A 21,082-nucleotide genomic window follows, 5' to 3' on the forward strand; every position below is an offset into this window, starting at 1 on the left:
GTATGGATTCGATCTCGCTGACCCAGCTCGCCGACGAACAGTTGGCCGCGGCCCGCTCGTCGAACAGTGGCCGGGCCGCACACACCGTGCACGGCGGCCACGATCACCCGCTGCGGCAGACGGTGATCGCCCTGGCCAAGGGACATGAACTCAGCGAGCACCACACGCCGGGCGAGACGACGCTGCAGGTGCTCCGCGGCCACGTCCGGCTGGCCACCGCCGACGATGCGTGGGAAGGCAAGACGGGCGACCTGCTGGTGGTCCCGCGCGATCGGCACGGCCTGCAGGCCATCGACGACTCGGTGGTCATGTTGACGGTGCTCGCCGACAGCTGACTGCTCAGTAGCGGTAGTCGGCCAGATCGGTAGCGCCCTGACGAATATCGCCGTCAAGCATCAGTAGGGCCGGCACCATCTCGGAGGTGACCAGCCCGTGTCGGCCGGTCACGTCGTCGATGAGGTCGAAGCACTGGCCGATGACCGCCGGGGTGTCGACGACGATGGTGGTCACCGGCACCCGGCGGCCGTACTGAATCAGCTTGTCGCCGTGGGGTTTATGGTCTCCGTGGAAGCCCCATATGCCGCGCAGGACGGTGGCGCCGCCGACGGTGTTGGATTCCCACAGTCGGCGCACCAGTGCCCGGTGGACCGGCACGCCGTCGTGGTGGGTTGATGCGTCGGTGTGAATCGTCAGCTTCTGACGTAGTTCGCGGCCGTGTGCGTCGACCGCGGGCAGGGCCGGCGGACGGGCGAGCAGTTGGCCGTCGCGTTTGAGTATCTGTACGCGTTCCACCGTCACCAGCGGCTGGTCCATCAGTCCTTCGAGTTCGGGCAGAACACGCTGCGCCTGGGCGGCGGTACCGATCGCGATGATCATGATCGGCACGTCGGTGTTGCCGCTGAAGAAGCGGGCCCGGCGCCGTCGGCCGTCGGCCGTGCCGTCCACGCCGAGGAACACGGTCGCCCCGGCGAAGTGATGGCGGTGCAACAGATCGCACACCGCGTAAAACGCGGCCGCGCCGTTGATCCGCCGCCGACGGCCGACGTAGATGGTCAGCTTGACCTCGTCGCCTCCCTCGGGCAGCTCGCCGCTGTAGAGCCGGGCCCGCTCGAGGGTGAGCAATCCGCGCTTGGTGATGGCGATGACGTCGTCGATCAGCCCACCGATCGTGTCCGGGGTGTCGACGGCGGCCACCGCGATCGGCGGATCCTCGGACAGGGTCAGCGATTCGTCGCTGCGGATCACGTGCCTCGGGCCGAAGCTGGCAATACCGCGCAGCATCACGCTCTCGGCCACCTGGCGTTCTGCATACAGGTCGAGCAGCGCCTCTGCCAGGAAGCGGGAGCCGGCGCGCTGGCGCTCGCCGAAGAACGCGGTCAGCTTGAGATAGGTATCGGTCACAGCAGCCCCGCAATCCACTGGCCGAGCATCGCCGCGGCGACACCCAGGACGACGCTGACGACGAGATTGGCTATCGCAGGCCAGATCTGGCGTTCCTCGGTGAGCCGCTGCGTCTCCAGCATCCAGGTGGAGAACGTGGTGTACGCCCCGACGAAGGCGGTGCCGGCGAGCAGCGCGACGTTATGGCTGAGGGTGAGCCCGCTGATGAAGCCGAGCAGCACCGCGCCGCTGATGTTGACCGCCAGCGTGCCGAACGGGAACGACCGTGCCGCGCGGCGGGCCACCGCACGGTCGACCATGAACCGGGCCACCGAACCCAGCCCGCCGATCAGCATCACCCCGGCCCAGATCGCGACGGTCACGCGCGGATCCTGACCCGGCGGACCAGGGCCGTCGCGACGTAGACGGCCAGCAGTCCGGCAGCGATGCTGACCACGCTATAGGCGGCCGCGAGGCCGTAGTGGTGGTGCTCGATCATCTTCAGAGTTTCGACCTGCATGGTCGAGAATGTCGTCAGTCCGCCACAGAGGCCGGTGCCGAGCAACGGTCGGCGGTAACTCGACAGCGGGAGTCGTTCGAGCAGGCGGGTGGTGAAGTAGCCGAGCAGGAACGCGCCCACGATGTTGACGCCGAAGGTCGCCCACGGCCAGTGCGCCGGATCGTCGGCGAAGACCGTGGCGAGGATCGCGCGGGCCAGGGTGCCCACCGCGCCGCCGGCGAATACGGCCGCCAGTTCCCGGTTGTCATGACCGAACATGGGCAACCCCCTTAACCGTCGATGAATCCGCGAGCAAGTATCACCCTAGGGAAGGCAGAATTGGCGTCATGGCGGCTAACCCCCGCGCCGGTAAGCCGGCGCTTCCTGAAGACCTCGTCGATCTGCCCCACCTGGTGACCGCGTACTACACGGTGAACCCCGACCCCGAGAACATCGACCAGCAGGTGGCCTTCGGCACGTCGGGACATCGCGGCTCCAGCCTGGACGGTGCGTTCAACGAGGCGCACATCCTGGCCACCACCCAGGCGATCGTGGAGTACCGCGCCGCGCAGGGCACCACCGGACCGCTGTTCATCGGCCGCGACACCCATGGCCTCTCCGAGCCGGCGTGGGTATCGGCGCTGGAAGTGCTGGCCGCCAATGATGTTGTGGCGATGATCGATTCGGCCGATCGGTACACCCCGACTCCTGCGGTCAGCCACGCCATCCTGACTTATAACCGCGGACTGAGCGCGGGTCTGGCGGACGGAATCGTCGTCACGCCGTCGCACAATCCGCCGCGAGACGGCGGGTTCAAATACAACCCGCCCAATGGCGGGCCGGCCGACACCGATGCCACCGGCGTGATTGCCAAGCGGGCCAACGAGATTCTGCGCGACGGGCTCAGGGGAGTGAAGCGAGTGCCGCTGGCCCGCGCTCTGCAGAGCGCCCAGCGCCACGACTATCTGGACGCCTATGTCACCGATCTGCCCAATGTCGTCGACATTCACGCGATCCGTTCGGAGAAGATTCGCATCGGAGCCGACCCGCTGGGCGGAGCCAGCGTGGATTACTGGGCGGCCATCGCCGAGCGGCACAACCTCGACCTCACTGTGGTCAACCCGTTGGTCGATGCGACGTGGCGGTTCATGACGCTGGACACCGACGGCAAGATCCGGATGGACTGCAGCTCACCGAACGCCATGGCCTCGCTCATCGCCAACCGGGACTCCTACCAGATCGCCACCGGTAACGACGCCGACTCCGACCGGCACGGCATCGTGACCCCCGACGCCGGGCTGATGAACCCCAACCATTATCTGGCGGTGGCGATCGACTATCTGTTCTCGCACCGGCCGGACTGGCCGGCGAGTGTGGCCGTCGGCAAAACTGCCGTCAGCTCGTCGATCATCGACCGGGTGGTGGCCGGCCTGGGCCGCAAGCTCATCGAGGTGCCGGTGGGCTTCAAATGGTTTGTCGACGGATTGATCGGCGGCACAATCGGTTTCGGTGGCGAGGAGTCGGCGGGGGCGTCGTTCTTGCGCCGTGATGGCTCGGTGTGGACCACCGACAAGGACGGCATCATCCTGGCCCTGCTGGCGTCGGAGATCCAGGCTGTCACCGGGTCGTCGCCGTCGCAGCGCTATGACGAGCTGGCCGCGAAGTACGGGGCGCCGGTCTATGCCCGCGTCGATGCCCCGGCCAATCGGGAGCAGAAGGCGCGGCTGGCCAAGCTGTCGCCCGAGCAGGTCAGCGCCACCGAGCTGGCCGGTGAGCCGATCACCGCCAAGCTGACCACCGCGCCCGGTAATGGCGCGCCGCTGGGCGGGCTGAAGGTGACCACCGCCGACGGCTGGTTCGCCGCGCGGCCGTCGGGCACCGAGGACGTCTACAAGATCTACGCCGAGTCGTTCAAGGGACCCGAACACCTGGCGGAGGTGCAGGAAGCGGCGCGTGAAGTGGTGAATACAGTCATCTCGTGAGTTCTGTCGCCGAAGGTGACTGTCCGTCGGAAGCCGAGGCCAAGCTTCCGCGGGAGGTCTGGGTTCTGATCGCCGCCAATGCGGTGATCGCCTTGGGCTATGGCGTGGTGGCGCCGGTGCTGCCGCAGTTCGCCCGCAACTTCGGCGTGAGTATCAGCGCCGCGACGTTCGTGATCACCGCCTTCGCGCTGATGCGGCTGTGCTTCGCCCCGGTGTCGGGCATGTTGGTGCAGCGGTTGGGGGAGCGCCGGATCTATGTCAGCGGCCTGCTGATCGTGGCGCTGTCGACCGGGGCGTGCGCGTTCGCCCACACCTACTGGCAGCTTCTGGTGTTCCGGGCGCTCGGCGGTATCGGCTCGACGATGTTCTTCGTCTCCGCGTTGGGGCTGATGATCCGGATCAGCCCGCACAACGCCCGCGGCCGGGTCGCCGGCATGTTCTCGTCGGCGTTCCTGGTCGGCTCGGTGGCCGGCCCGCTGCTCGGCAGCCTCACCGCGGGTCTTGGCCTGGCGGCGCCGTTCCTCATTTACGGCGCGGCATTGCTCATCGCCGCGGCGGTGGTGTTCATCAACTTGCGGCACTCGCATCTGGCCGCCCCGGCGCCGGCTGACGAGCTGACGGTGACCCTGGGCGTGGCGCTGCGCCACCCCGCCTATCGGGCGGCGCTGCTGTCCAATTTCGCGACGGGCTGGTCGGCGTTCGGGCTGCGGGTGGCGCTGGTGCCGCTGTTCATCACCGAGGCGCTGCACCGCGGGCCCGGGGTCGCCGGCGCGGCACTGGCCACGTTCGCGGCCGGCAATGTGGCGGCGGTGATCCCGTCGGGCCGGTTGTCCGACCGGACCGGGCGGCGGCCGTTGCTGATCATCGGGCTGGGACTGTCGGGGCTGACGACGGCCGTGGTCGGCGCCGCGACAGTGCTGCCGGTGTTCCTGGTGGGTGCGTTCATCGCGGGGGCGGCCACCGGTGTGTTCACCGCGCCGCAGCAAGCCGCGGTGGCCGACATCATCGGCAAGGCCCGCGGTGGGACGGCCGTGGCGACTTTCCAGATGATGTCGGATCTGGGGTCGATCGCCGGGTCGCTGGGGGTGGGCGAGATCGCCCAGCATCTCTCCTTCGAGTGGGCGTTCGCGATCAGCGGGGCCATCCTGGTGTTGGCGTCTATCGGGTGGCTGCTGGCGCCGGAGACGCGGGACAAGCCCCCGTTGGAGCAGACCCCGCCCCGGCCGCTGGGTCCGGAGGCCGCCGGTGAGCTGCCCTAGGGGCGATGCCATGCGTGAGACTGCACTGACGTAGGAAAAGTGCGAGTAGGCGTCTGCGTGAGTCCACTCTCGCCGCGGTCGCGGCGGATATCGCCGGTTGTTGGCTGCTCTGAACAGCGATTTTGAGGCGCGGGTGCCGGTGGTGTAATTTCGGTGGGCACACCTGGGGCTATGGCGCAGTTGGTAGCGCACCACACTGGCAGTGTGGGGGTCAGGGGTTCGAATCCCCTTAGCTCCACCAGGCACGGCAGTACTCGTTTGGGTGCTCGGCAGGTTGTTTGACCACAATTCGTTGTCGGCCGATCTGACGCATACGCGGCACATCTAGCCGGCAAGGCGGCCATTAGCAGTCGGCGCCTTCGGTCTCAATGTGTTGTGGTCACACTGCCCGGGTGACCAATATCGCCCAGCGGACTCGCACAGACCGACGGCAACCCGGCCGATTTGGTACGTCAGGGTTGCCGGTCGATCAGGTCGATGATCGCCCGTTGGGCTTCACCGACTTCGAGGGGCAGTGTGGCGAACATTTCGGCGATCATCATCGCGACCGGCGTCGTCCACAGCAGCATGCCCAGTGCCGCGGCGTTCTGGCCGCCATGACTGGTTTCCAGCCGTTGCGTCACATTCGCGAGAGCCGCACCCAGTCGCTCCATGTGTCGGCTATCGAGGCCGGAACGCAGTTCTTTGGTGGATATGAGGATCTCGAGACCGGCCATTGCTTTGGGGTTGGCGAATGCTTCCCAGGCGCCGCGCACCAAGTCGCTGGTGTCGATCGGCTGGTCGGGGTCGGACAACGCCTCGAGAGAGGCGACCAGGCGATCGACGGCGTCGTCGATGACTGCGATCAGCAAGCCGTCGCGGTCGCCGAAGTGATGCTGAATGACGCCCCATGTCACACCGGCGCGTTCGATGATGTGACGTGCGCTCGCCGCTGAAAATCCTTCTTCGCGGATGCAGCGGACCGTCTCGTCGATGAGGCGTTCACGAGTGCGGTCACCGCGTTCGCGGCGGCCGGTGGTGGGACGGTCGGGGCTCCTGCGTGCACTCATTGCCGTCCCTGCCAAGCGTGTCGCCTCATCCGTAGCACATTAGGACACCGGTGTTCGTCGACTGATCGCGTAGGCGTGCTGCTGGTGTGTCGTCGACGCTTGCCTTTCAAACATGGCATGTGCCATGCTAGCGAAGAGGCGGGTGCCTGCTTGGTCGAACATCAATCGTCAAGCTAAAGCAGCGGGTCCGTCGGCACTTGCTACTGAATGTGACTGCTGCCAGTGGGGCTTCGTCGAGCTCGTCGCTGGCAGGCAAGTCCGGCGCGGGCATGGAGGCACGACGGTGACAGAGACGATTCCTCACGATGGCAAACACGATTCGTCGACGAGGCGGGGACTGTCCGTACTGCAGAAGTCTCTTTTCGGCATTTTGGCGTTCTTCTTCGTCATCCACATCTTCTTCTGGTACCTCGAATACCGTGTTGGGGTATCGCATGTCGTCGCCTCAACAACGTTGGTGGTCTTTGTCGTCGGCTGCTTCGTGACGGCACTGGTCCTTCCGTGGCTACCCCTTCCGGGGCAGCGGGATTGGACGCGGGCGCAGCGACTGAGTGCGATGGTGATCGTGTGGGTGTTCATCGCCCTGATACCACGGTTTATCTGGGAACTGCCGTGGCTCTTGTTCTTCAACGAGATCCGAACGGGCGTCGAGAATGGCGCGCTCTGGACATATATGTGGTCGCCGATCCTCCTGGGCGGTGACGCACGCTATTTGAACGGTGACCCGCTGATCGTGGTGCTGGAGTGGATCGCGTTCTTCATCGGTTTGTTCGAGGCCTATGCGATGGTGCAGTTCTTCCGGAATGGCAAGCGCTTCACCAGTACTCAGTTGTCCTTCATCATGGGCGGCATGATCGTGGAGGTCACGCTGCCTGCGGTCTACTTCGGTGTGGAGATCGCGAACAACATGCAGAGCATGACCAGCCCGGTCGAGATGTGGATCAAGTTCGTAGTCCTGAACCTGTTGTGGTGCACCATGCCGCTGGTCACCTATTTCTGGGGCGTACGCAGACTGACGCGCCAAGACTTCGCTGTTGCTTTCTGAACCGTTGGATTCGTCGTGTCTCAGTGGGAAGCGATCCAGTGAAATGCCCTGTAGCGCAAAACTAGTCGGTGGAGCAAAGACTTCGAGCGTCTTGGTTTCAGGTAGTCGATGAGGTCGTATGCGCGCCCGTTGGCTGGTCTGGCGATGGTTGTGGCCATAGTCGGGATTGTGATCGTGGCGGCGGGGATGTTCCGCGGCAGTTTCGCCGACACGGTCCCCCTGACGGTGCTGTCGCAGCGGGCGGGTCTGGTGATGAATCCGGACGCGAAGGTCAAACTGGTTGGTGTTCCGGTGGGGAACGTCGTGTCGATCCAAGAGCGTCCTAACGGTCAGGCCGCGATCCTGCTGGCCATGGATCCGGCTCAACTGGCGCAGATTCCGGACAACGTCAAAGTCGACATCTCCTCGTCGACGGTCTTCGGCGCCAAATCGATTGACCTTGTTGCGCCGGCGAATCCATCGACGCAGAAGCTGCGGCCAGGGCAGGTGCTGACCGCAGAGCATGTGACGGTCGAATTCAACACCATTTTTCAGCAGCTGTCCTCGGTGCTATCGGCGATCCAGCCGGAGAAGCTCAACGAGACCCTAGGGGCGATCTCCTCGGCGTTCAACGGCCGCGGCCCGCAACTCGGGCGCACCCTGAGCGATTTCGACGCACTGCTGGCCAAACTCGAACCCAGCCTGCCCAATCTCGCCCACGACAGCGACACGGCACCGGAGGTGCTCAACGCCTACGCCGATGCCAGCCGCGATCTCGTCACCACGCTCGATGACGCGACCCACATCAGCCAGACCATCACCGAGGAACAGAACAGTCTGGATGCGTTCCTGGTCAGCACGATTGGGCTAGCCGACGTCGGCAACGACGTCCTCGGATCGAACCGCGCGGGCATCAGCGACGTGTTCCGAGTGTTGGTGCCCACCACCGATTTGACCAACCGGTATCACCAAGGCCTGAACTGCGGGATCAGCGCGCTGGCCGTGATCGCCTCGGGTCCACCGTTGGAGAAGCCGGGCATCACCGACTCCATCGGATTCCTGCTGGGCCGCGAACGGTACCGCTATCCGATGAACCTGCCAAAGGTCGCCGCCACCGGCGGCCCGCAGTGCACCTCGCTACCGAGAGTGCCATTCGACACCGGGCCACCGTTCGTCGTCACCGATGTGGGAACCAACCAGGCCCAGTACGGCAATCAGGGCATCTTGCTCAACTCCGATGGGCTCAAGCAATTGCTCTTCGGGCCCCTGCCCGGACCTGCCCGCAACACCGCCCAGATCGGAGAACCAGGGTGAGCGGCACACGGGGACACATCCTGAAATTCGGTGCCTTCGGCGTCGTCATGGTCGTGCTGACTGCGTTTCTATTCATGATCTTCGGGCAGTACCGCACCGGTTCGACCAACGCCTACTCCGCAGTGTTCGTCGACGTATCGGGACTGAAAACAGGTGATTCAGTGCGAGCAGGCGGTCTACGTGTCGGCACCGTCGCCGATATCTCGATGCGGCCAGATCACACCGTGACGGTCGCGTTCGACGCTGACCGCACCGTCGTGCTGAGCAGCGGCACCCGCGCCGCGGTGCGCTATCTCAACCTGGTGGGCGACCGATTCCTGGAACTCATCGACGGACCAGGCTCAGCCAGAGTGATGCAACCCGGCTCACAGATCCCCGCCGATCGAACTGCACCGGCGCTGGACCTCGATCAGCTATTGGGCGGTCTCAAACCGGTCATCCAGGGGCTGAATCCTCAAGATGTCAACGCATTGACCAACGCTCTGCTGCAGATCTTCCAGGGCCAGGGCGGCACTGTGGACTCGTTGCTGACCAAGACGGCATCGTTTTCCAACGGGCTGGCCGACAACAACCAGATCATCGAAGCGCTGATCGACAACCTCAACGCCGTGATCGGCACACTCGCCACCAGCGGAAGTCAGTTCGCCGATGCCATCGACCGCTTCCAGCGGTTGGTCTCCGAATTGGCCGCCCACCGCGACCCCATCGGCGAGGCCATCGACGCCCTCGACAGCGGCACAACATCGATCGCCGATCTGCTTGGACAGGCTCGCCCGCCGCTAGCCGGCACCATCGATCAGCTGAGCCGCTTGGCGCCCCTACTCGACGACCAGAAAGGCCTGCTCGACGGGGCTCTGCAATCAGCCCCGGACAACTACCGCAAACTCGTCCGGCTCGGCGCCTACGGAAGTTGGATCAACTACTACATCTGCGAACTCACCGTCCGCGTCACCGATCTGCAAAACCGGACCGCCGTCTTCCCGTTTATCAAACAAGACAACGGCAGGTGCGCCGAGTAATGCTGAAATACCGCCAATCACGCCTCGTGCGAACGGGATTCATCGGCGCTGTCCTGATCATTCTCGTCATCACCGTCGGCCTGCAACCCGAACGGCTCACCGCGTGGGCCACCTCTTTGCGATTCCAGGCAGTCTTCGCCGAAGCCGGGGGACTGACCACCGGCAACGACGTCCGGCTGGCGGGAATGAAAGTCGGTCAGGTGGACGATGTTTCACTCGACGACGAAGGTAAGGCACTGATCACCTTCAGCGTCGACAGTGCGATCACACTCGGCAACGACACGTCCGCGCACATCAGGACCGGCACCCTGCTGGGGCAGCGCATCCTCACGCTGGAATCCGCAGGCAACGGCCTGCTACGTCGCGGCGCGGTCATACCGCTATCGCGCACCTCCTCGCCGTATTCGCTGACCGAAGCAGTCACCGACCTCACCACCAACACCGCGGGCACCGACACCCACAACATCAACGCGTCGTTAGATGCGTTGTCGGACACCATTGAGCAGATCACGCCCCAGCTGGGTCCGACCTTCGAGGGGTTGACGAAGGTCTCGCGGTCCTTGAACGCCCGCAACGACAGTCTGCGTGAGCTACTCAAGAGCGCGGCGTCGGTCACCGGCACCCTGTCCGAGCGCAGCCAACAGCTCAACACCCTCATCCTGGACGCCAATGACCTGGTCGCCGTGCTCAACGAGCGGCGCGAAGCGATCGTCAGCCTGCTCGCAAGCACCTCGGCGTTGGCGCGCGAACTGTCAGGCCTGGTTGCCGACAACGAGAAAGAGCTGGCACCCACATTGCAGAAACTGAACTCCGTGACCGCGATGCTGGAGAAGAATCGCGACAACATCGCCAAAGCCCTTCCCGGTCTGGCCAAATACGAAATGACCCAGGGTGAGGCCGTGGCCAGCGGATACTTCTACCAGTCCTACGTCCCCAATCTCATACCGGCGCAGGTAATTCAGCCGTTCCTCGACTATGCGCTCGGATTCAGGCGCGGTGTCAACAACGGGCAGCCACCCGACAACGCCGGGCCCCGGGCGGAACTCCCGCTGCCCTACAACGGCATCCCGGGTGGTTCCCGATGAACGCCAGGAGGTTACGGCTGGCGGCCGTGGTGGTGTTGGTCGCCTTGCTGCTGGCCGGTGCTGCCGTGCTCATCCGCAACACCTACTTCGCGCCGAAAGTGATCACCGCCTACTTCGCCAGTGCCACCGGCATTTACCCGGGCGACGAAGTCCGCATCTCCGGGGTCAAAGTGGGGACCATCGCTGCGATCGAACCGGCCGGCGCCAACGCCAAAATGACCCTTGACATCGAGCGCCGGATAAAAGTTCCTGTCGACGCCAAGGCCATCATCGTCGCGCAAAGTCTGATTTCGGCTCGTTACGTGCAACTCGCCCCGGCCTACGCCAAGGCCGGTCCTACGATGGCCGACGGAGCGGTGATCCCGGTCGAGCGGACCGCAGTGCCCGTGGAATGGGACGAAGTCAAAACCCAACTAACCCGCCTGGCAACAGATTTAGGCCCGCACAGCGGCGTCTCGGAAACATCGGTGTCCCGCTTCATCGACACCGCGGCCAACGCGATGGACGGCAACGGTGCCAAACTGCGCCAAACGCTGGCCGAACTGTCCGGTCTGGGGCGGATTCTGGCCGACGGCAGTGGCAACATCGTCGATATCCTGAAAAACCTCCAGACGTTTGTCACCGCGCTGCGTGACAGCAACCAGCAGATCGTCGAATTCCAAGGACATTTCGCGACACTGACCAGCGTGGTCAACGACCGCACTGACCTCGACTCCACCCTGAAAGATCTGAACGCCGCGGTCAGTGACGTGCAACGATTCGTCAGAGGCAGCCGCGATCAGACAGTGGAACAGCTGCAAAGGCTGACCAACGTCACCCAGACGCTGGTCGACCACAAACGCGATCTCGAGAACATCTTGCACGTCACGCCCAATGCCATCGCCAACGGCTACAACATCTACAACCCGGACACCCACAGCAATATCGGCTCCTTCGTGTTGAACAACTTCTCCAACCCGGGAGCCTTCCTGTGTCAGGCGATCGAAGCCGTCGCCGACGTCACCGCGGGCGAGACCGCAAAACTGTGCAGCCAATACCTCGGTCCGGCCCTCAACACGGTCGGGTTCAACTATCTGCCGTTTCCGTTCAGCTCCTACCTGATGAAATCACCGAGCCCAGAAAACCTCATCTACTCCGAGCCCAACCTCGCCCCCGGCGGGACCGGGCCGAGACCTGCCGCCCCCGATGTGCCGCCAGCGATCTCCGCCTATACCGGCCTGAACGGCGACCAAGCGCCCCCACCCGGATACGGCGCGCCACCAGCAGTCGCCCCCGGCCCCTCGGCGCCGGATCACCTGCCCGCCGACCCCTCTCCGGCCCTCTACCCGGGAGCCCCGGTCCCGCAGTCGCGAAGCCTCAACGACCTACTGCTGCCCGCTGAGGCGACCCCTGCACCGGCATCGGCAGCGGAGGTACCGCCCTCATGACCACTCGCCGACGCAGCCGCACGCTAGCGGTCATCGCCAGCTGTGCAGTAGCGACGCTGTCCGGCTGCGGATTCAACGGCCTCAATTCCCTACCATTGCCCGGTGCCGTCGGACGAAGCCCCGACGCCAACGTCTACCACATTCAATTCGCCAATGTCGGTACCCTGGAACCGAATTCGCCGGTAATGATCGATGACGTCGTCGTCGGCAGCGTCCGACAGATGACCTTCTCCAACTGGCACATCGACGTCGAAGTGTCGGTGAAGCCGGACGTTGTCGTTCCGGCCAACGCCGAAGCCAGCGTCGGCCAAACCAGCCTGCTCGGCTCGATGCACATCGCGCTCGACCCCCCGCTCGGCCAACCGCCCACCGGAAGGCTCAATCCCGGAGCGACCGTTCAACTCGACAAAACCTCGACCTACCCGTCGACCGAACAGACCCTGGCGTCGCTAGCCGCCGTCGTCAACGGCGGGGGACTGGGCCAAATCGGCGACGTCATCCACAACTTCGCCGCCGCCCTATCCGGCCACGAAGGCGACATCCGGGATCTGCTGACCCGCCTGAACACGTTCGTCGACACACTGGATCGCCAGCGCGACAACATCATTGCCTCCATCCAAGCTCTCAACCGACTGGCGGGGACCTTTGCCGAACAACGCGACCTCATCACCACCGCGCTGAACAAGATCCCGCCGGCACTGGACGTGCTGATCCGCGAACGTCCCCGCCTCACCACGGCACTGGACAAACTGCGCACCTTCAGCACCACCGCAACCGGATTGGTCAACGACACCCAGGCGAACCTGGTCAAAAACCTGCACAACCTGCAACCCACCTTGCAAGCGCTCGCCGATGTGGGGCCAGACCTCGACAACGCCCTGGTATTCGGCTCGGTGTTCCCCTTCGGACAAGACCTCATCAAGCGCGGTGTCCGGGGTGACTACATGAACTTCTTCGGCCAAATCGACCTGACCGTGCCCCGGCTCAAACGCTCACTACTGCTGGGCACCCGGTGGGAAGATCAGAAAGCCCAGCTCGTACCTGCCCCCGGGGAACCGTATTGGCAGAAGTACACCTACGACCCACTGGGCCTACCGATCGCGCCGCCGCCCCCGGGTGGGCCGCTCGGCCCGGTACCGGGAAACCCGCCGACACCCGGGCTGAATGCACTGCCACCCGGCGTTGTACTCCCGGTCAGCCCACCACCGCCTGTTGCCTCCGCCGAACCCGCGCAACCAGGCACACCACCGGTCTTCGCCGGACCTTACGGCCCCGCCGACGCGACCCCCGCACCCGGAGACCGCTGATGCTCACCCGTTTCATCAAAACGCAACTCGTCATCTTCACGATCGCCTCGGTGGTCGGACTGGGGCTGATGGTGTTCAACTACCTGCAAGCGCCGGTGTTTCTGGGTATCGGCCGCATCACCGTGACCCTGGACCTCCCCGCCGCCGGCGGACTGTACCCGTTGAGCAATGTCACCTACCGTGGCGTTCAGATCGGCAAGGTCACCGACGTCAAAGCCGTCGACGCTAGATACGCCCAAGCGACGCTGTCATTGGACTCCAACCAGAAGATTCCCGCGAATCTCATCGCCCAAGTGCGCAGTGTGTCGGCCGTCGGCGAACAATACGTCGACCTGCAACCGGTCGACCAATCCCCGCCATATCTGCATGACGGCTCGGTAATTGGCATGGGGCAGAGCAGAATCCCGCAACGAGTCGGCCCGATGCTGGATCAGCTCAGTGCGCTGGTTGGGACCATCCCGAAAGACAAACTGACCTCGCTGCTCGACGAATCGTTCACCGCGTTCAACGGCGCCGGCTACGACGTCGGTTCGCTGCTGGACTCCTCATCCCGGATCGCCGGCGACCTCAACGGCGTCGCCGACCACACCCGCGCTCTCATCGACGACAGCGGCCCCCTCCTCGATGGGCAAGCGGCGACCACCGACTCGTTGAAGACCTGGGCGCACAACCTGGCCGGCATCACCGGCCAGATCAGACAGAGCGATCCGCAAGTGCGGACACTGCTGCACACCGGCCCCGGGTTCGCCGACGAAGTCTCGGCGCTGCTCAATCAAGTCAAACCCACACTGCCGGTTCTGCTCGCCAACCTCACCACAGTCGGCCAAGTTCTCGTCACCTACAACAAGTCTGTCGAGCAGCTCCTGGTCTTACTTCCGCCCTACATCGGCGCAATCCAGTCGTCGACACCAGTCAACAATCCGACAGGAGATGCACTGGGCGACTTCTCCATCACCATCGCCGACCCACCCGCCTGCACCGTCGGATTCCTACCCCGCTCGGCCTGGCGCGCCCCGTCGGACACCACCGAAGTCGACACACCCGATGGGCTCTACTGCAAACTGCCGCAAGACTCACCGATCGCCGTTCGCGGCGCTCGCAACTATCCCTGCATCGAGCACCCCGGAAAACGTGCCGCCACCGTGCAGGACTGCGACAGCGACAAACCCTTCGAGCCACTGGCCCTCCGTCAACACGCATTAGGGCCGGCCCCACTCGATCCGAACCTCATCGCACAAGGAATTCCCCCCGACAGCCGAGTCACCAACGACGACAAGATCTTCGGCCCCCTCGACGGAACCCCAATGCCGCCTGCGGCCGCGCCGGCTGGACCAGGTGACACGTCTCCGCCACCCGCAGAGCCTGCGCCCGCGTCTGGAGCCCAACCCGTGGCGCCAAGCGCGTACACCAACCGGCCTGCACAGCAGGCACCCGTCGCAGTTGCCCGATACAACCCCCAAACCGGTTCCTACATGGCACCCGACGGGCACCTGTACGCCCAATCCAATCTCGTCGCCACGGCAACACAAAAATCGTGGACCGACCTCGTCATGACGACGGGATAGCTTGATGCGGAACATAACTCGGCTCACGAATGCCTGCGCCACATACCTCCTCGCGGGCGGTGCCGTTCTGACAGCGGCGCCGCCATCTGCCGCCGACTATGACCAATACGCCATGAACGGAACATTCACCGTCGTCTCAAACGGTGAATGGGCGCAAATGAACGGCCGCTATCAAGACCAGCCGACAGTGCGAAGCACCTGGACGGTGACCTCGACGTGCAGCACTGGCATTACCTGCGCAGGCAAAGTCACCAGCTCGCTGGGGTGGACCGAAGACGTCTACACCGAAGGCGGCTACTTCTGGTTCGTTCGACACCCGGTGCCCGACTGGATACCGTGCCCCGACGGCAGCACCGCCCCCGGAATCCAGGTCTACAGGTTCTATCCAGCCAAACAAGACGGCACATCACAGCCAATTTCTGACCTGTGGCTCGGAGAAGACCAAACCACCGGCGCCAGCGGAAACTGCGGACGAAACCAATCACTCGTACTCAACATGCCCCTGAAAATCACCAAGGTCACGTGACGCGGGCGCCGAGACGCGCAACGCGGCCGAGTCTCGGCGCTGCACACGAGCCGACAATGGCCGCCGAGCACTGACGACAGATCTGATGACAACGCTGACGACAGTTGCTGCTCGAACTACGCCCGCTGCGCGCCAGAATCGGATCTATCCTGCCTGGTCACGGGCTCTGCCCGGTCCTGGCAGTGTGGGGGTCAGGGGTTCGAATCCCCTTAGCTCCAGCAGGGAACCCGCCGAGACCAAAGGTCTGGGCGGTTTCTGCTTTTACACGGGCGGTGCCGTCGTCCGCAGAATCGGCCAACAAATTTCTGTAGCGGTAAAAGTCGCTGGTGCTGAGGACGTGCCGCCGAGGTAGTGCTCGCGGATCGGCCCCGGGTGGCTGATCAGGCGCTCGTTGACGTAGGTCCCCAGGGCCCCGTAACTGCGGTCGATGCCTTCGTTGTGTGCGCCGGGATGGGTGAGAACTGCGTACTCGGCCGCAGGCAGGACTTCGGCGCGGACGCCCTCCGGCGGATCCGCGGATTGCGGCGCTGCGACGAATAGCGTTGCATCGCCACGATTTTCGAGGAACAGCGCTCGATTGTAGAGCCCACCCGGCACAATCGCGCAGTCCACGCCTGCCGCCGCGGCGACCACGTCGCGCAGTCTTCCCAGTGCTACCCCGAACCAGGTGTCGATCTCGGCAGTCTCGATGGTGGCGCTGACGGACCACACCGCGAGCGGCGGTTCCCGGCGTATGTCCACGTGCGCAGCGGCGCGTACAGGCGAGAGCAACTCGCGCAGCGCGCCTACGGTGTCACGGGTCTGCTGCAACTGCACCTCCATCTGCTCGAGATGCGTGGTGATGATCTCGGCGCGGGCCGCGGCGTCATCCGTACTCAGCAGCGCCTTGATGTCGGGAATGGACATGCCGAGCGATCGGAACCGGCGGATGATGTGCGCATGATCGACCTGGCTGGTGTCGTAGAAGCGGTAGCCGGTGTAGGGGTCGACGTGGGCCGGTTCGAGGATGCCGATGTCGTGGTAGTGCCGTAGCGCCTTCCTGCTCAGGCTCGTCATCACGGCGAAGTCACCGATCGATACCTTCGCACCCATGGCGTCCCCTCTGCGTTCCGTCGCCCTATCGAACACGGTCATCCTGAAGCCTGCCCCTAGGGCAAGGTCAACGTCGCGGCATGAGCGCGATCCCGGCTTGACCTTCCCCTTACGGAAACCTCCATCGTGGGGCCATGACCACGTCAGAATGGGAAACACTCCCAGAAACCGTAAGAATCTTCATGACTGCGCTCGACTCCCAGGAAGTCGAGCGGGCGCTCGCCACCCTCACCAGCGATGCCGTGGTGACCGATGAAGGGCACGACTACACCGGGACCGATGAGATCGGGACCTGGTTGGCCACCGCGAGCAGCGAATATACATACACCGCCGAGTTCACCGGCGCGACCACGACGGACGCAGGCGTCGACCTCACGCAGCACCTGGAAGGCAACTTCCCCGGCGGGGTCGCCGACCTGCACTATCGATTCACCCTGGATGGCGCGGTGATCAGCCGGCTGGTGATCGAGCCATGACGCGACGGTGGTTCATCACCGGGGGGACGCCCGGCAACTTCGGGATGGCGTTCGCCGAAGCGGCGCTCGAGACCGGGGACCGCGTGGTGCTCACGTCTCGACGTCCGGAGGAGCTGGCGTCGTGGGCCGACCAGTACGGCGACCGGGTTCTCGTCGTACCGCTCGACGTCACCGACCCCGAGCAGGTGTCGCGGGCGGTGGCGGCGGCCGAGGAGCAGTTCGGTGGCATCGATGTGCTGGTCAACAACGCCGGCCGCGGGTGGTTCGGATCGATAGAGGGGATGGACGAGTCCTCGGTGCGGGCGATGTTCGAGCTGAACTTCTTCGCGGTGCTGTCTGTGACGCGAGCGGTGCTTCCGGGGATGCGCGCCCGCGGCGACGGATGGATCGTGAACGTGTCCTCGGTGGCCGGGATCGTGGCGGCGCCAGGATTCGGCTATTACAGCGCGACGAAGTTCGCCGTGGAAGCCGTTACCGAGACCCTCCGCGACGAAGTCGCTCCACAGGGCATCTCTGTGCTGGCAGTCGAACCAGGGGCGTTTCGCACAAACGCCTACGCCGGCTTCGTCGATGAGCCTGTCGCGGAGCCGATTCGGGAGTACCACGACATGTTGCAGCAGGTTCGCGCCACATTCGTCGAGATGGATGGGGTGCAACCCGGCGATCCGCGCCGCGGTGCGCGGGCGGTGATCACGGCGATGGCCCTAGACCCGCCTCCCCGACGGCTGGTCCTGGGCAACGGCGGATACGACGCCGTGATCGACACGTTGGAGGGTGCCGTGGCCGACATCAAGGCGAACGAAACCCTGTCTCGCAGCGCAGACTTTCCCAGCCCGCCAGCTGATGTCCGCGCGCCGTAGCTGTCCGCAAGGCCCGCCGAAGACCACGCGGAACCCGCTGCTGCCGGGTCGCGTAGGTTCTAGAGAATCGAAGTCAAGAACCTGACGCAGCCCTACGACGGAAGCCATCATGTCCGAGGACCAGAACACCGACGTTCCACCCAATCAGCTCTCGATCGATCCGCGCAGCCCCTTCTATAACGAAGAGGTGCTGCTACGCGACGTGGGTATTCGCTTCAACGGTGCCGAGAAGACCAACGTGCACGAATACAACGTCGAAGAGGGTTGGGTGCGAGTTGAAGTCCCGACCGCCAAGGACCGCCGTGGAAATCCGATGGTCGTCAAGCTCAACGGCACCGTCGAGCCGTATTACCGCCCAGCGGAATAGCGCCGCTCGGCCATCGGCGCGGCTGCCAACAGGTCAGCGCTAATTCACGTCCGCATCCGCCGGAACGTGCGCGCGTCCGACGTGGGACTCGGCCCGCATCCGCTCGATCATGTGCGGGTAGTGCAGTTCGAATGCCGGACGCTCCGAACGGATCCGGGGCAGCTCGCTGAAGTTGTGCCGCGGCGGCGGGCATGACGTGGCCCACTCCAAGGAGTTGCCGTAACCCCATGGATCGTCGACGGTGACGACCTCACCGTAGCGCCAGCTGCGAAACACATTCCACACGAACGGCAGCATCGAGATGCCAAGGGTGAAGGCGCCGATCGTGGAGATGATGTTCAGCGTGGTGAACCCGTCGGTCGGCAGGTAGTCGGCATAACGACGCGGCATGCCCGCATTGCCCAGCCAGTGCTGCACCAGGAACGTGGTGTGGAAGCCGATGAACGTCAACCAGAAGTGCAGCTTGCCCAGTCGCTCGTCGAGCAGCCGTCCGGTCATCTTCGGGAACCAGAAGTAGATCCCGGCGAACGTCGCGAACACGATCACGCCGAACAACACGTAATGGAAGTGCGCGACAACGAAATACGTATCGCTGACGTGGAAGTCCAGCGGCGGGCTGGCCAGCAGCACGCCGGACAGGCCACCGAGCAGGAACGTCACCAGGAAGCCGATGGAGAACAGCATCGGCGTCTCGAACGTCAGCCGGCCCTTCCACATCGTGCCGATCCAGTTGAAGAACTTGATGCCGGTGGGCACCGCGATCAAAAACGTCATGAACGAAAAGAACGGCAGCAGAACGGCTCCGGTGACATACAAGTGGTGCGCCCACACCGCCACCGACAGCGCCGCGATGCTGATCGTCGCGTACACAAGGGTGGTATAGCCGAAGATCGGCTTACGGGAGAACACCGGCAATATCTCCGACACGATGCCGAAGAACGGCAGCGCCAGCACGTACACCTCGGGGTGGCCGAAGAACCAGAACAGATGCTGGAACAGGATCATCCCGCCGTTGGCGGGGTCGTAGATGTGCGCACCCAGGCGCCGGTCGGCGGCCAGGCCGAACAACGCTGCGGTCAGCAGCGGAAAGATGATCAGCACCAGGATCGAGGTGACGAAGATGTTCCAGGTGAAGATCGGCATCCGGAACATCGTCATACCCGGGGCGCGCATGCAGACCACCGTCGTGATCATGTTGACCCCACCCAGGATGGTGCCCAGACCACCGACGGCCAGGCCCAGAATCCACAGGTCGGCGCCCGCTCCCGGGCTGTGCACTGCGTCCGACAGCGGGACGTAGGCAGTCCAGCCGAAGTCGGCCGCGCCGCCCGGGGTGATGAATCCGCCAAGGGCGATCAGAGCCCCGAAGACGAAGAGCCAGAACGACAATGCGTTCAGGCGGGGGAATGCGACATCGGGGGCGCCGATCTGCAGCGGCAACACCAGGTTGGCGAACCCGAACACGATCGGCGTCGCATAGAACAGCAACATCGCCGTGCCGTGCATGGTGAACAGCTGGTTGTACTGCTCATTCGACAAGAACTGCAGGCCTGGCACCGCCAGCTCGGCACGGATGAACAGCGCCATCAGCCCGCCGATGAAAAAGAAGCTGAAGCAGGCGACGCAGTACATGATGCCGATCATCTTGTGATCGGTGGTCGTGATCAGCTTGTAGACCAGGTTGCCCTTCGGGCCTGTGCGGGCCGCGAACGGCCGGCTGGCCTCGAGCTTTTTCAGCGCAGGTGCTTCAGCGGTCATGGCCGGCTCCACATCCGGGCGGTGGCGGCTACGTCGATGTCGCAGTCGATCACGAAGGGTCTCCAATCGCGTGCAGGCGTCACCTCGGCAGTCGATGCCGCCCACGCCTGAGCCTTGCGCTCCGATACCGCGACCGACCAGGGACGAAAGTCACCGAACGAAGAGACGACGGGACACCGAATTGATGACGTGGAGCAGGCCGTGTCGTGGTGCGAGCCGCCCACCAGACTTTCGGCGCCGTCGCAGCCGGTAACAACATCCTCGGTGTTCGTAGACAATGTCGTCGAGGAACTATGTCGAAACCCGCAGCGCGATGGATGCTTCTGCACGGCACACCGCTCGACCCCAGCATCTGGGATGCGGTCCGTGCCCAGCTGCCTGCCGATTCGATTGCCCCCGACCTCAACCGACCGCAAGCCGGCGGTCTGCTCCAGCAGCATGTCGCCGCCGCGGTGTTGAACGACGAGCCTGATGACGCGCCGCTGATCGTGGTCGGGCACTCCCTGGGCGGTCAGGTGGCCATGGAGATGGCTCTGCTTGCGCCGCACCGCATTCGCCGATTGATCCTGGTGTGCACGCGCGATATCCCAGTGCCCGAGTTTCATGCTGCGGCACGGGCATTGCGCGCAGGAGCGGCGCTCGATGTCGAGGCCACGATCGCGCGCTGGTTCACCACAGCCGAGATCGCGGACGGGGGCCCGGTGGTCCAGGGTGTCCGCCGCCGCCTGACAGCGGTGTCACCGTCGGCCTATGCGACCGCACTGGAGGCGCTGGCAACCTACGACCGCAGGGCGGAGGTGGGCCGGATTCAGTCGCCGGCCGCCCTGCTCTGCGGTCGACTGGATCGTGGATGCACGCCCGAGGTGATGTCGACACTGGCGGCTGACCTGCCCGATGCCCGCCTTCAGATCGTCGACGCGTGGGCCCACATGTCTGCGTTCGTCCAGCCCGCCGACTTCGCGCAGTGGTTGCTGAACGCCGCGGAATGAGACGGTGGCGGCAAATTGACTCCGCTGCTGCGCCAGGTCCCGTATACACAGATGCATGAAAGCGTCTGCTCATATCGGTCGAGTCGGTGGTCTGGCGATCGCGC

Annotated in this window: 21 protein-coding genes and 1 tRNA gene; 16 read left to right on the forward strand and 6 right to left on the reverse strand. The window is 64.5% G+C overall.

Annotated elements, in window-relative coordinates:
- Nucleotides 1-2: 2 nt before the first annotated feature.
- Nucleotides 3-335, forward strand: coding sequence for a cupin domain-containing protein (locus G6N32_RS07900; protein WP_115319116.1), 333 nt, complete (start codon nucleotides 3-5; stop codon nucleotides 333-335).
- A 4-nt stretch (nucleotides 336-339) separates the two neighbouring features.
- Here G6N32_RS07900 and G6N32_RS07905 read toward each other — a convergent pair whose 3' ends face one another.
- The 3 genes from G6N32_RS07905 to crcB (G6N32_RS07915) are packed head-to-tail and all read right to left on the reverse strand — an operon-like array spanning nucleotide 340 to nucleotide 2,158.
- On the reverse strand, nucleotides 340-1,401 hold the full coding sequence (locus G6N32_RS07905; protein WP_115319117.1) for a putative PII-like signaling protein: 1,062 nt from the start codon (nucleotides 1,399-1,401) through the stop codon (nucleotides 340-342).
- The gene (gene crcB, locus G6N32_RS07910; protein ID WP_232077739.1) at nucleotides 1,398-1,736 is read right to left on the reverse strand and encodes a fluoride efflux transporter CrcB; all 339 of its coding nucleotides are present in this window, start codon (nucleotides 1,734-1,736) and stop codon (nucleotides 1,398-1,400) included. The genes G6N32_RS07905 and crcB (G6N32_RS07910) overlap by 4 nt, the downstream gene beginning before the upstream one ends.
- Nucleotides 1,737-1,759: 23 nt before the next feature.
- Nucleotides 1,760-2,158: a fluoride efflux transporter CrcB gene (gene crcB, locus G6N32_RS07915; protein WP_115319119.1), complete on the reverse strand. Its 399-nt coding sequence runs from the start codon at nucleotides 2,156-2,158 to the stop codon at nucleotides 1,760-1,762.
- A 68-nt stretch (nucleotides 2,159-2,226) separates the two neighbouring features.
- Between crcB (G6N32_RS07915) and pgm the strand changes: the two genes are divergently transcribed.
- The 3 genes from pgm to G6N32_RS07930 all read left to right on the forward strand — a co-directional run bounded on the left by pgm (nucleotide 2,227) and on the right by G6N32_RS07930 (nucleotide 5,361).
- Nucleotides 2,227-3,861: a phosphoglucomutase (alpha-D-glucose-1,6-bisphosphate-dependent) gene (pgm, locus tag G6N32_RS07920; protein ID WP_115319120.1), complete on the forward strand. Its 1,635-nt coding sequence runs from the start codon at nucleotides 2,227-2,229 to the stop codon at nucleotides 3,859-3,861.
- Complete coding sequence (locus G6N32_RS07925) at nucleotides 3,858-5,120, forward strand: MFS transporter (RefSeq protein WP_115319121.1); 1,263 nt, start codon at nucleotides 3,858-3,860, stop codon at nucleotides 5,118-5,120. The genes pgm and G6N32_RS07925 overlap by 4 nt, the downstream gene beginning before the upstream one ends.
- A gap of 165 nt (nucleotides 5,121-5,285) precedes the next feature.
- Nucleotides 5,286-5,361, forward strand: a tRNA-Ala gene (locus tag G6N32_RS07930).
- Between the two features lie 211 nt (nucleotides 5,362-5,572).
- Here the strand turns inward: G6N32_RS07930 and G6N32_RS07935 are convergent.
- Entirely contained in the window at nucleotides 5,573-6,169 is a 597-nt protein-coding gene (locus G6N32_RS07935) for a TetR/AcrR family transcriptional regulator (protein WP_115319122.1), read from the reverse strand.
- 283 nt (nucleotides 6,170-6,452) lie between these two features.
- Here G6N32_RS07935 and G6N32_RS07940 point away from each other — a divergent pair, with 283 nt between their 5' ends.
- The 8 genes from G6N32_RS07940 (at nucleotide 6,453) to G6N32_RS07975 (ending at nucleotide 15,436) form a co-directional block, all read left to right on the forward strand.
- Entirely contained in the window at nucleotides 6,453-7,214 is a 762-nt protein-coding gene (locus tag G6N32_RS07940) for a hypothetical protein (RefSeq protein WP_115319123.1), read from the forward strand.
- 108 nt (nucleotides 7,215-7,322) lie between these two features.
- The gene (locus G6N32_RS07945) at nucleotides 7,323-8,507 is read left to right on the forward strand and encodes an MCE family protein (protein ID WP_115319124.1); all 1,185 of its coding nucleotides are present in this window, start codon (nucleotides 7,323-7,325) and stop codon (nucleotides 8,505-8,507) included.
- On the forward strand, nucleotides 8,504-9,526 hold the full coding sequence (locus G6N32_RS07950) for an MCE family protein (RefSeq protein WP_115319125.1): 1,023 nt from the start codon (nucleotides 8,504-8,506) through the stop codon (nucleotides 9,524-9,526). Before G6N32_RS07945 ends, G6N32_RS07950 begins: the two co-directional genes overlap by 4 nt.
- Nucleotides 9,526-10,611: an MCE family protein gene (locus G6N32_RS07955; RefSeq protein ID WP_115319126.1), complete on the forward strand. Its 1,086-nt coding sequence runs from the start codon at nucleotides 9,526-9,528 to the stop codon at nucleotides 10,609-10,611. Before G6N32_RS07950 ends, G6N32_RS07955 begins: the two co-directional genes overlap by 1 nt.
- On the forward strand, nucleotides 10,608-12,038 hold the full coding sequence (locus tag G6N32_RS07960) for an MCE family protein (RefSeq protein ID WP_115319127.1): 1,431 nt from the start codon (nucleotides 10,608-10,610) through the stop codon (nucleotides 12,036-12,038). Before G6N32_RS07955 ends, G6N32_RS07960 begins: the two co-directional genes overlap by 4 nt.
- Entirely contained in the window at nucleotides 12,035-13,345 is a 1,311-nt protein-coding gene (locus G6N32_RS07965) for an MCE family protein (protein WP_115319128.1), read from the forward strand. The genes G6N32_RS07960 and G6N32_RS07965 overlap by 4 nt, the downstream gene beginning before the upstream one ends.
- Complete coding sequence (locus tag G6N32_RS07970) at nucleotides 13,345-14,910, forward strand: MCE family protein (protein ID WP_115319129.1); 1,566 nt, start codon at nucleotides 13,345-13,347, stop codon at nucleotides 14,908-14,910. Before G6N32_RS07965 ends, G6N32_RS07970 begins: the two co-directional genes overlap by 1 nt.
- A 112-nt stretch (nucleotides 14,911-15,022) precedes the next feature.
- Nucleotides 15,023-15,436, forward strand: coding sequence for an Rv2253/PknI dimerization domain-containing protein (locus G6N32_RS07975; RefSeq protein ID WP_115319130.1), 414 nt, complete (start codon nucleotides 15,023-15,025; stop codon nucleotides 15,434-15,436).
- Nucleotides 15,437-15,697: 261 nt separating this feature from the next.
- On the opposite strand, the gene G6N32_RS07980 is transcribed toward G6N32_RS07975, so the two are convergent.
- Complete coding sequence (locus G6N32_RS07980) at nucleotides 15,698-16,528, reverse strand: MerR family transcriptional regulator (protein ID WP_115319131.1); 831 nt, start codon at nucleotides 16,526-16,528, stop codon at nucleotides 15,698-15,700.
- 182 nt (nucleotides 16,529-16,710) lie between these two features.
- Here G6N32_RS07980 and G6N32_RS07985 point away from each other — a divergent pair, with 182 nt between their 5' ends.
- The 3 genes from G6N32_RS07985 to G6N32_RS07995 all read left to right on the forward strand — a co-directional run bounded on the left by G6N32_RS07985 (nucleotide 16,711) and on the right by G6N32_RS07995 (nucleotide 18,231).
- Nucleotides 16,711-17,004: a nuclear transport factor 2 family protein gene (locus tag G6N32_RS07985; RefSeq protein WP_115319132.1), complete on the forward strand. Its 294-nt coding sequence runs from the start codon at nucleotides 16,711-16,713 to the stop codon at nucleotides 17,002-17,004.
- Nucleotides 17,001-17,864 (forward strand): SDR family NAD(P)-dependent oxidoreductase, encoded by an 864-nt coding sequence (locus G6N32_RS07990; RefSeq protein WP_115319133.1) that lies wholly within the window; start codon nucleotides 17,001-17,003, stop codon nucleotides 17,862-17,864. The genes G6N32_RS07985 and G6N32_RS07990 overlap by 4 nt, the downstream gene beginning before the upstream one ends.
- A gap of 109 nt (nucleotides 17,865-17,973) precedes the next feature.
- Nucleotides 17,974-18,231 carry a DUF3297 family protein gene (locus G6N32_RS07995; protein WP_115319134.1) on the forward strand — a complete coding sequence of 86 codons (258 nt, stop codon included), beginning with the start codon at nucleotides 17,974-17,976 and terminating at the stop codon, nucleotides 18,229-18,231.
- Nucleotides 18,232-18,270: 39 nt separating this feature from the next.
- On the opposite strand, the gene ctaD is transcribed toward G6N32_RS07995, so the two are convergent.
- A complete protein-coding gene (gene ctaD / locus G6N32_RS08000; protein ID WP_115321002.1) occupies nucleotides 18,271-19,989 on the reverse strand; it encodes an aa3-type cytochrome oxidase subunit I in 1,719 nt (572 codons plus the stop codon).
- Between the two features lie 293 nt (nucleotides 19,990-20,282).
- On the opposite strand from ctaD, the gene G6N32_RS08005 reads away from it, so the two are divergent.
- On the forward strand, nucleotides 20,283-20,978 hold the full coding sequence (locus G6N32_RS08005) for an alpha/beta fold hydrolase (protein WP_115319135.1): 696 nt from the start codon (nucleotides 20,283-20,285) through the stop codon (nucleotides 20,976-20,978).
- The last annotated feature ends 104 nt before the right edge of the window (nucleotides 20,979-21,082 follow it).

It is taken from the genome of Mycolicibacterium aichiense, assembly GCF_010726245.1.
Classification (GTDB): Bacteria; Actinomycetota; Actinomycetes; order Mycobacteriales; family Mycobacteriaceae; genus Mycobacterium; species Mycobacterium aichiense.

Coding starts and splice junctions, on each gene's coding strand:
- G6N32_RS08005 (WP_115319135.1), top strand. CDS start 20,283: ATGTCGAAACCCGCAGCGCGATGGATGCTTCTGCACGGCACACCGCTC.
- G6N32_RS07955 (WP_115319126.1), top strand. CDS start 9,526: ATGCTGAAATACCGCCAATCACGCCTCGTGCGAACGGGATTCATCGGC.
- G6N32_RS07945 (WP_115319124.1), top strand. CDS start 7,323: ATGAGGTCGTATGCGCGCCCGTTGGCTGGTCTGGCGATGGTTGTGGCC.
- crcB (WP_115319119.1), bottom strand. CDS start 2,158: ATGTTCGGTCATGACAACCGGGAACTGGCGGCCGTATTCGCCGGCGGC.
- G6N32_RS07935 (WP_115319122.1), bottom strand. CDS start 6,169: ATGAGTGCACGCAGGAGCCCCGACCGTCCCACCACCGGCCGCCGCGAA.
- G6N32_RS07995 (WP_115319134.1), top strand. CDS start 17,974: ATGTCCGAGGACCAGAACACCGACGTTCCACCCAATCAGCTCTCGATC.
- G6N32_RS07970 (WP_115319129.1), top strand. CDS start 13,345: ATGCTCACCCGTTTCATCAAAACGCAACTCGTCATCTTCACGATCGCC.
- crcB (WP_232077739.1), bottom strand. CDS start 1,736: ATGCTGATCGGCGGGCTGGGTTCGGTGGCCCGGTTCATGGTCGACCGT.
- G6N32_RS07980 (WP_115319131.1), bottom strand. CDS start 16,528: ATGGGTGCGAAGGTATCGATCGGTGACTTCGCCGTGATGACGAGCCTG.
- pgm (WP_115319120.1), top strand. CDS start 2,227: ATGGCGGCTAACCCCCGCGCCGGTAAGCCGGCGCTTCCTGAAGACCTC.
- ctaD (WP_115321002.1), bottom strand. CDS start 19,989: ATGACCGCTGAAGCACCTGCGCTGAAAAAGCTCGAGGCCAGCCGGCCG.
- G6N32_RS07975 (WP_115319130.1), top strand. CDS start 15,023: ATGAACGGAACATTCACCGTCGTCTCAAACGGTGAATGGGCGCAAATG.
- G6N32_RS07960 (WP_115319127.1), top strand. CDS start 10,608: ATGAACGCCAGGAGGTTACGGCTGGCGGCCGTGGTGGTGTTGGTCGCC.
- G6N32_RS07990 (WP_115319133.1), top strand. CDS start 17,001: ATGACGCGACGGTGGTTCATCACCGGGGGGACGCCCGGCAACTTCGGG.
- G6N32_RS07900 (WP_115319116.1), top strand. CDS start 3: ATGGATTCGATCTCGCTGACCCAGCTCGCCGACGAACAGTTGGCCGCG.
- G6N32_RS07985 (WP_115319132.1), top strand. CDS start 16,711: ATGACTGCGCTCGACTCCCAGGAAGTCGAGCGGGCGCTCGCCACCCTC.
- G6N32_RS07965 (WP_115319128.1), top strand. CDS start 12,035: ATGACCACTCGCCGACGCAGCCGCACGCTAGCGGTCATCGCCAGCTGT.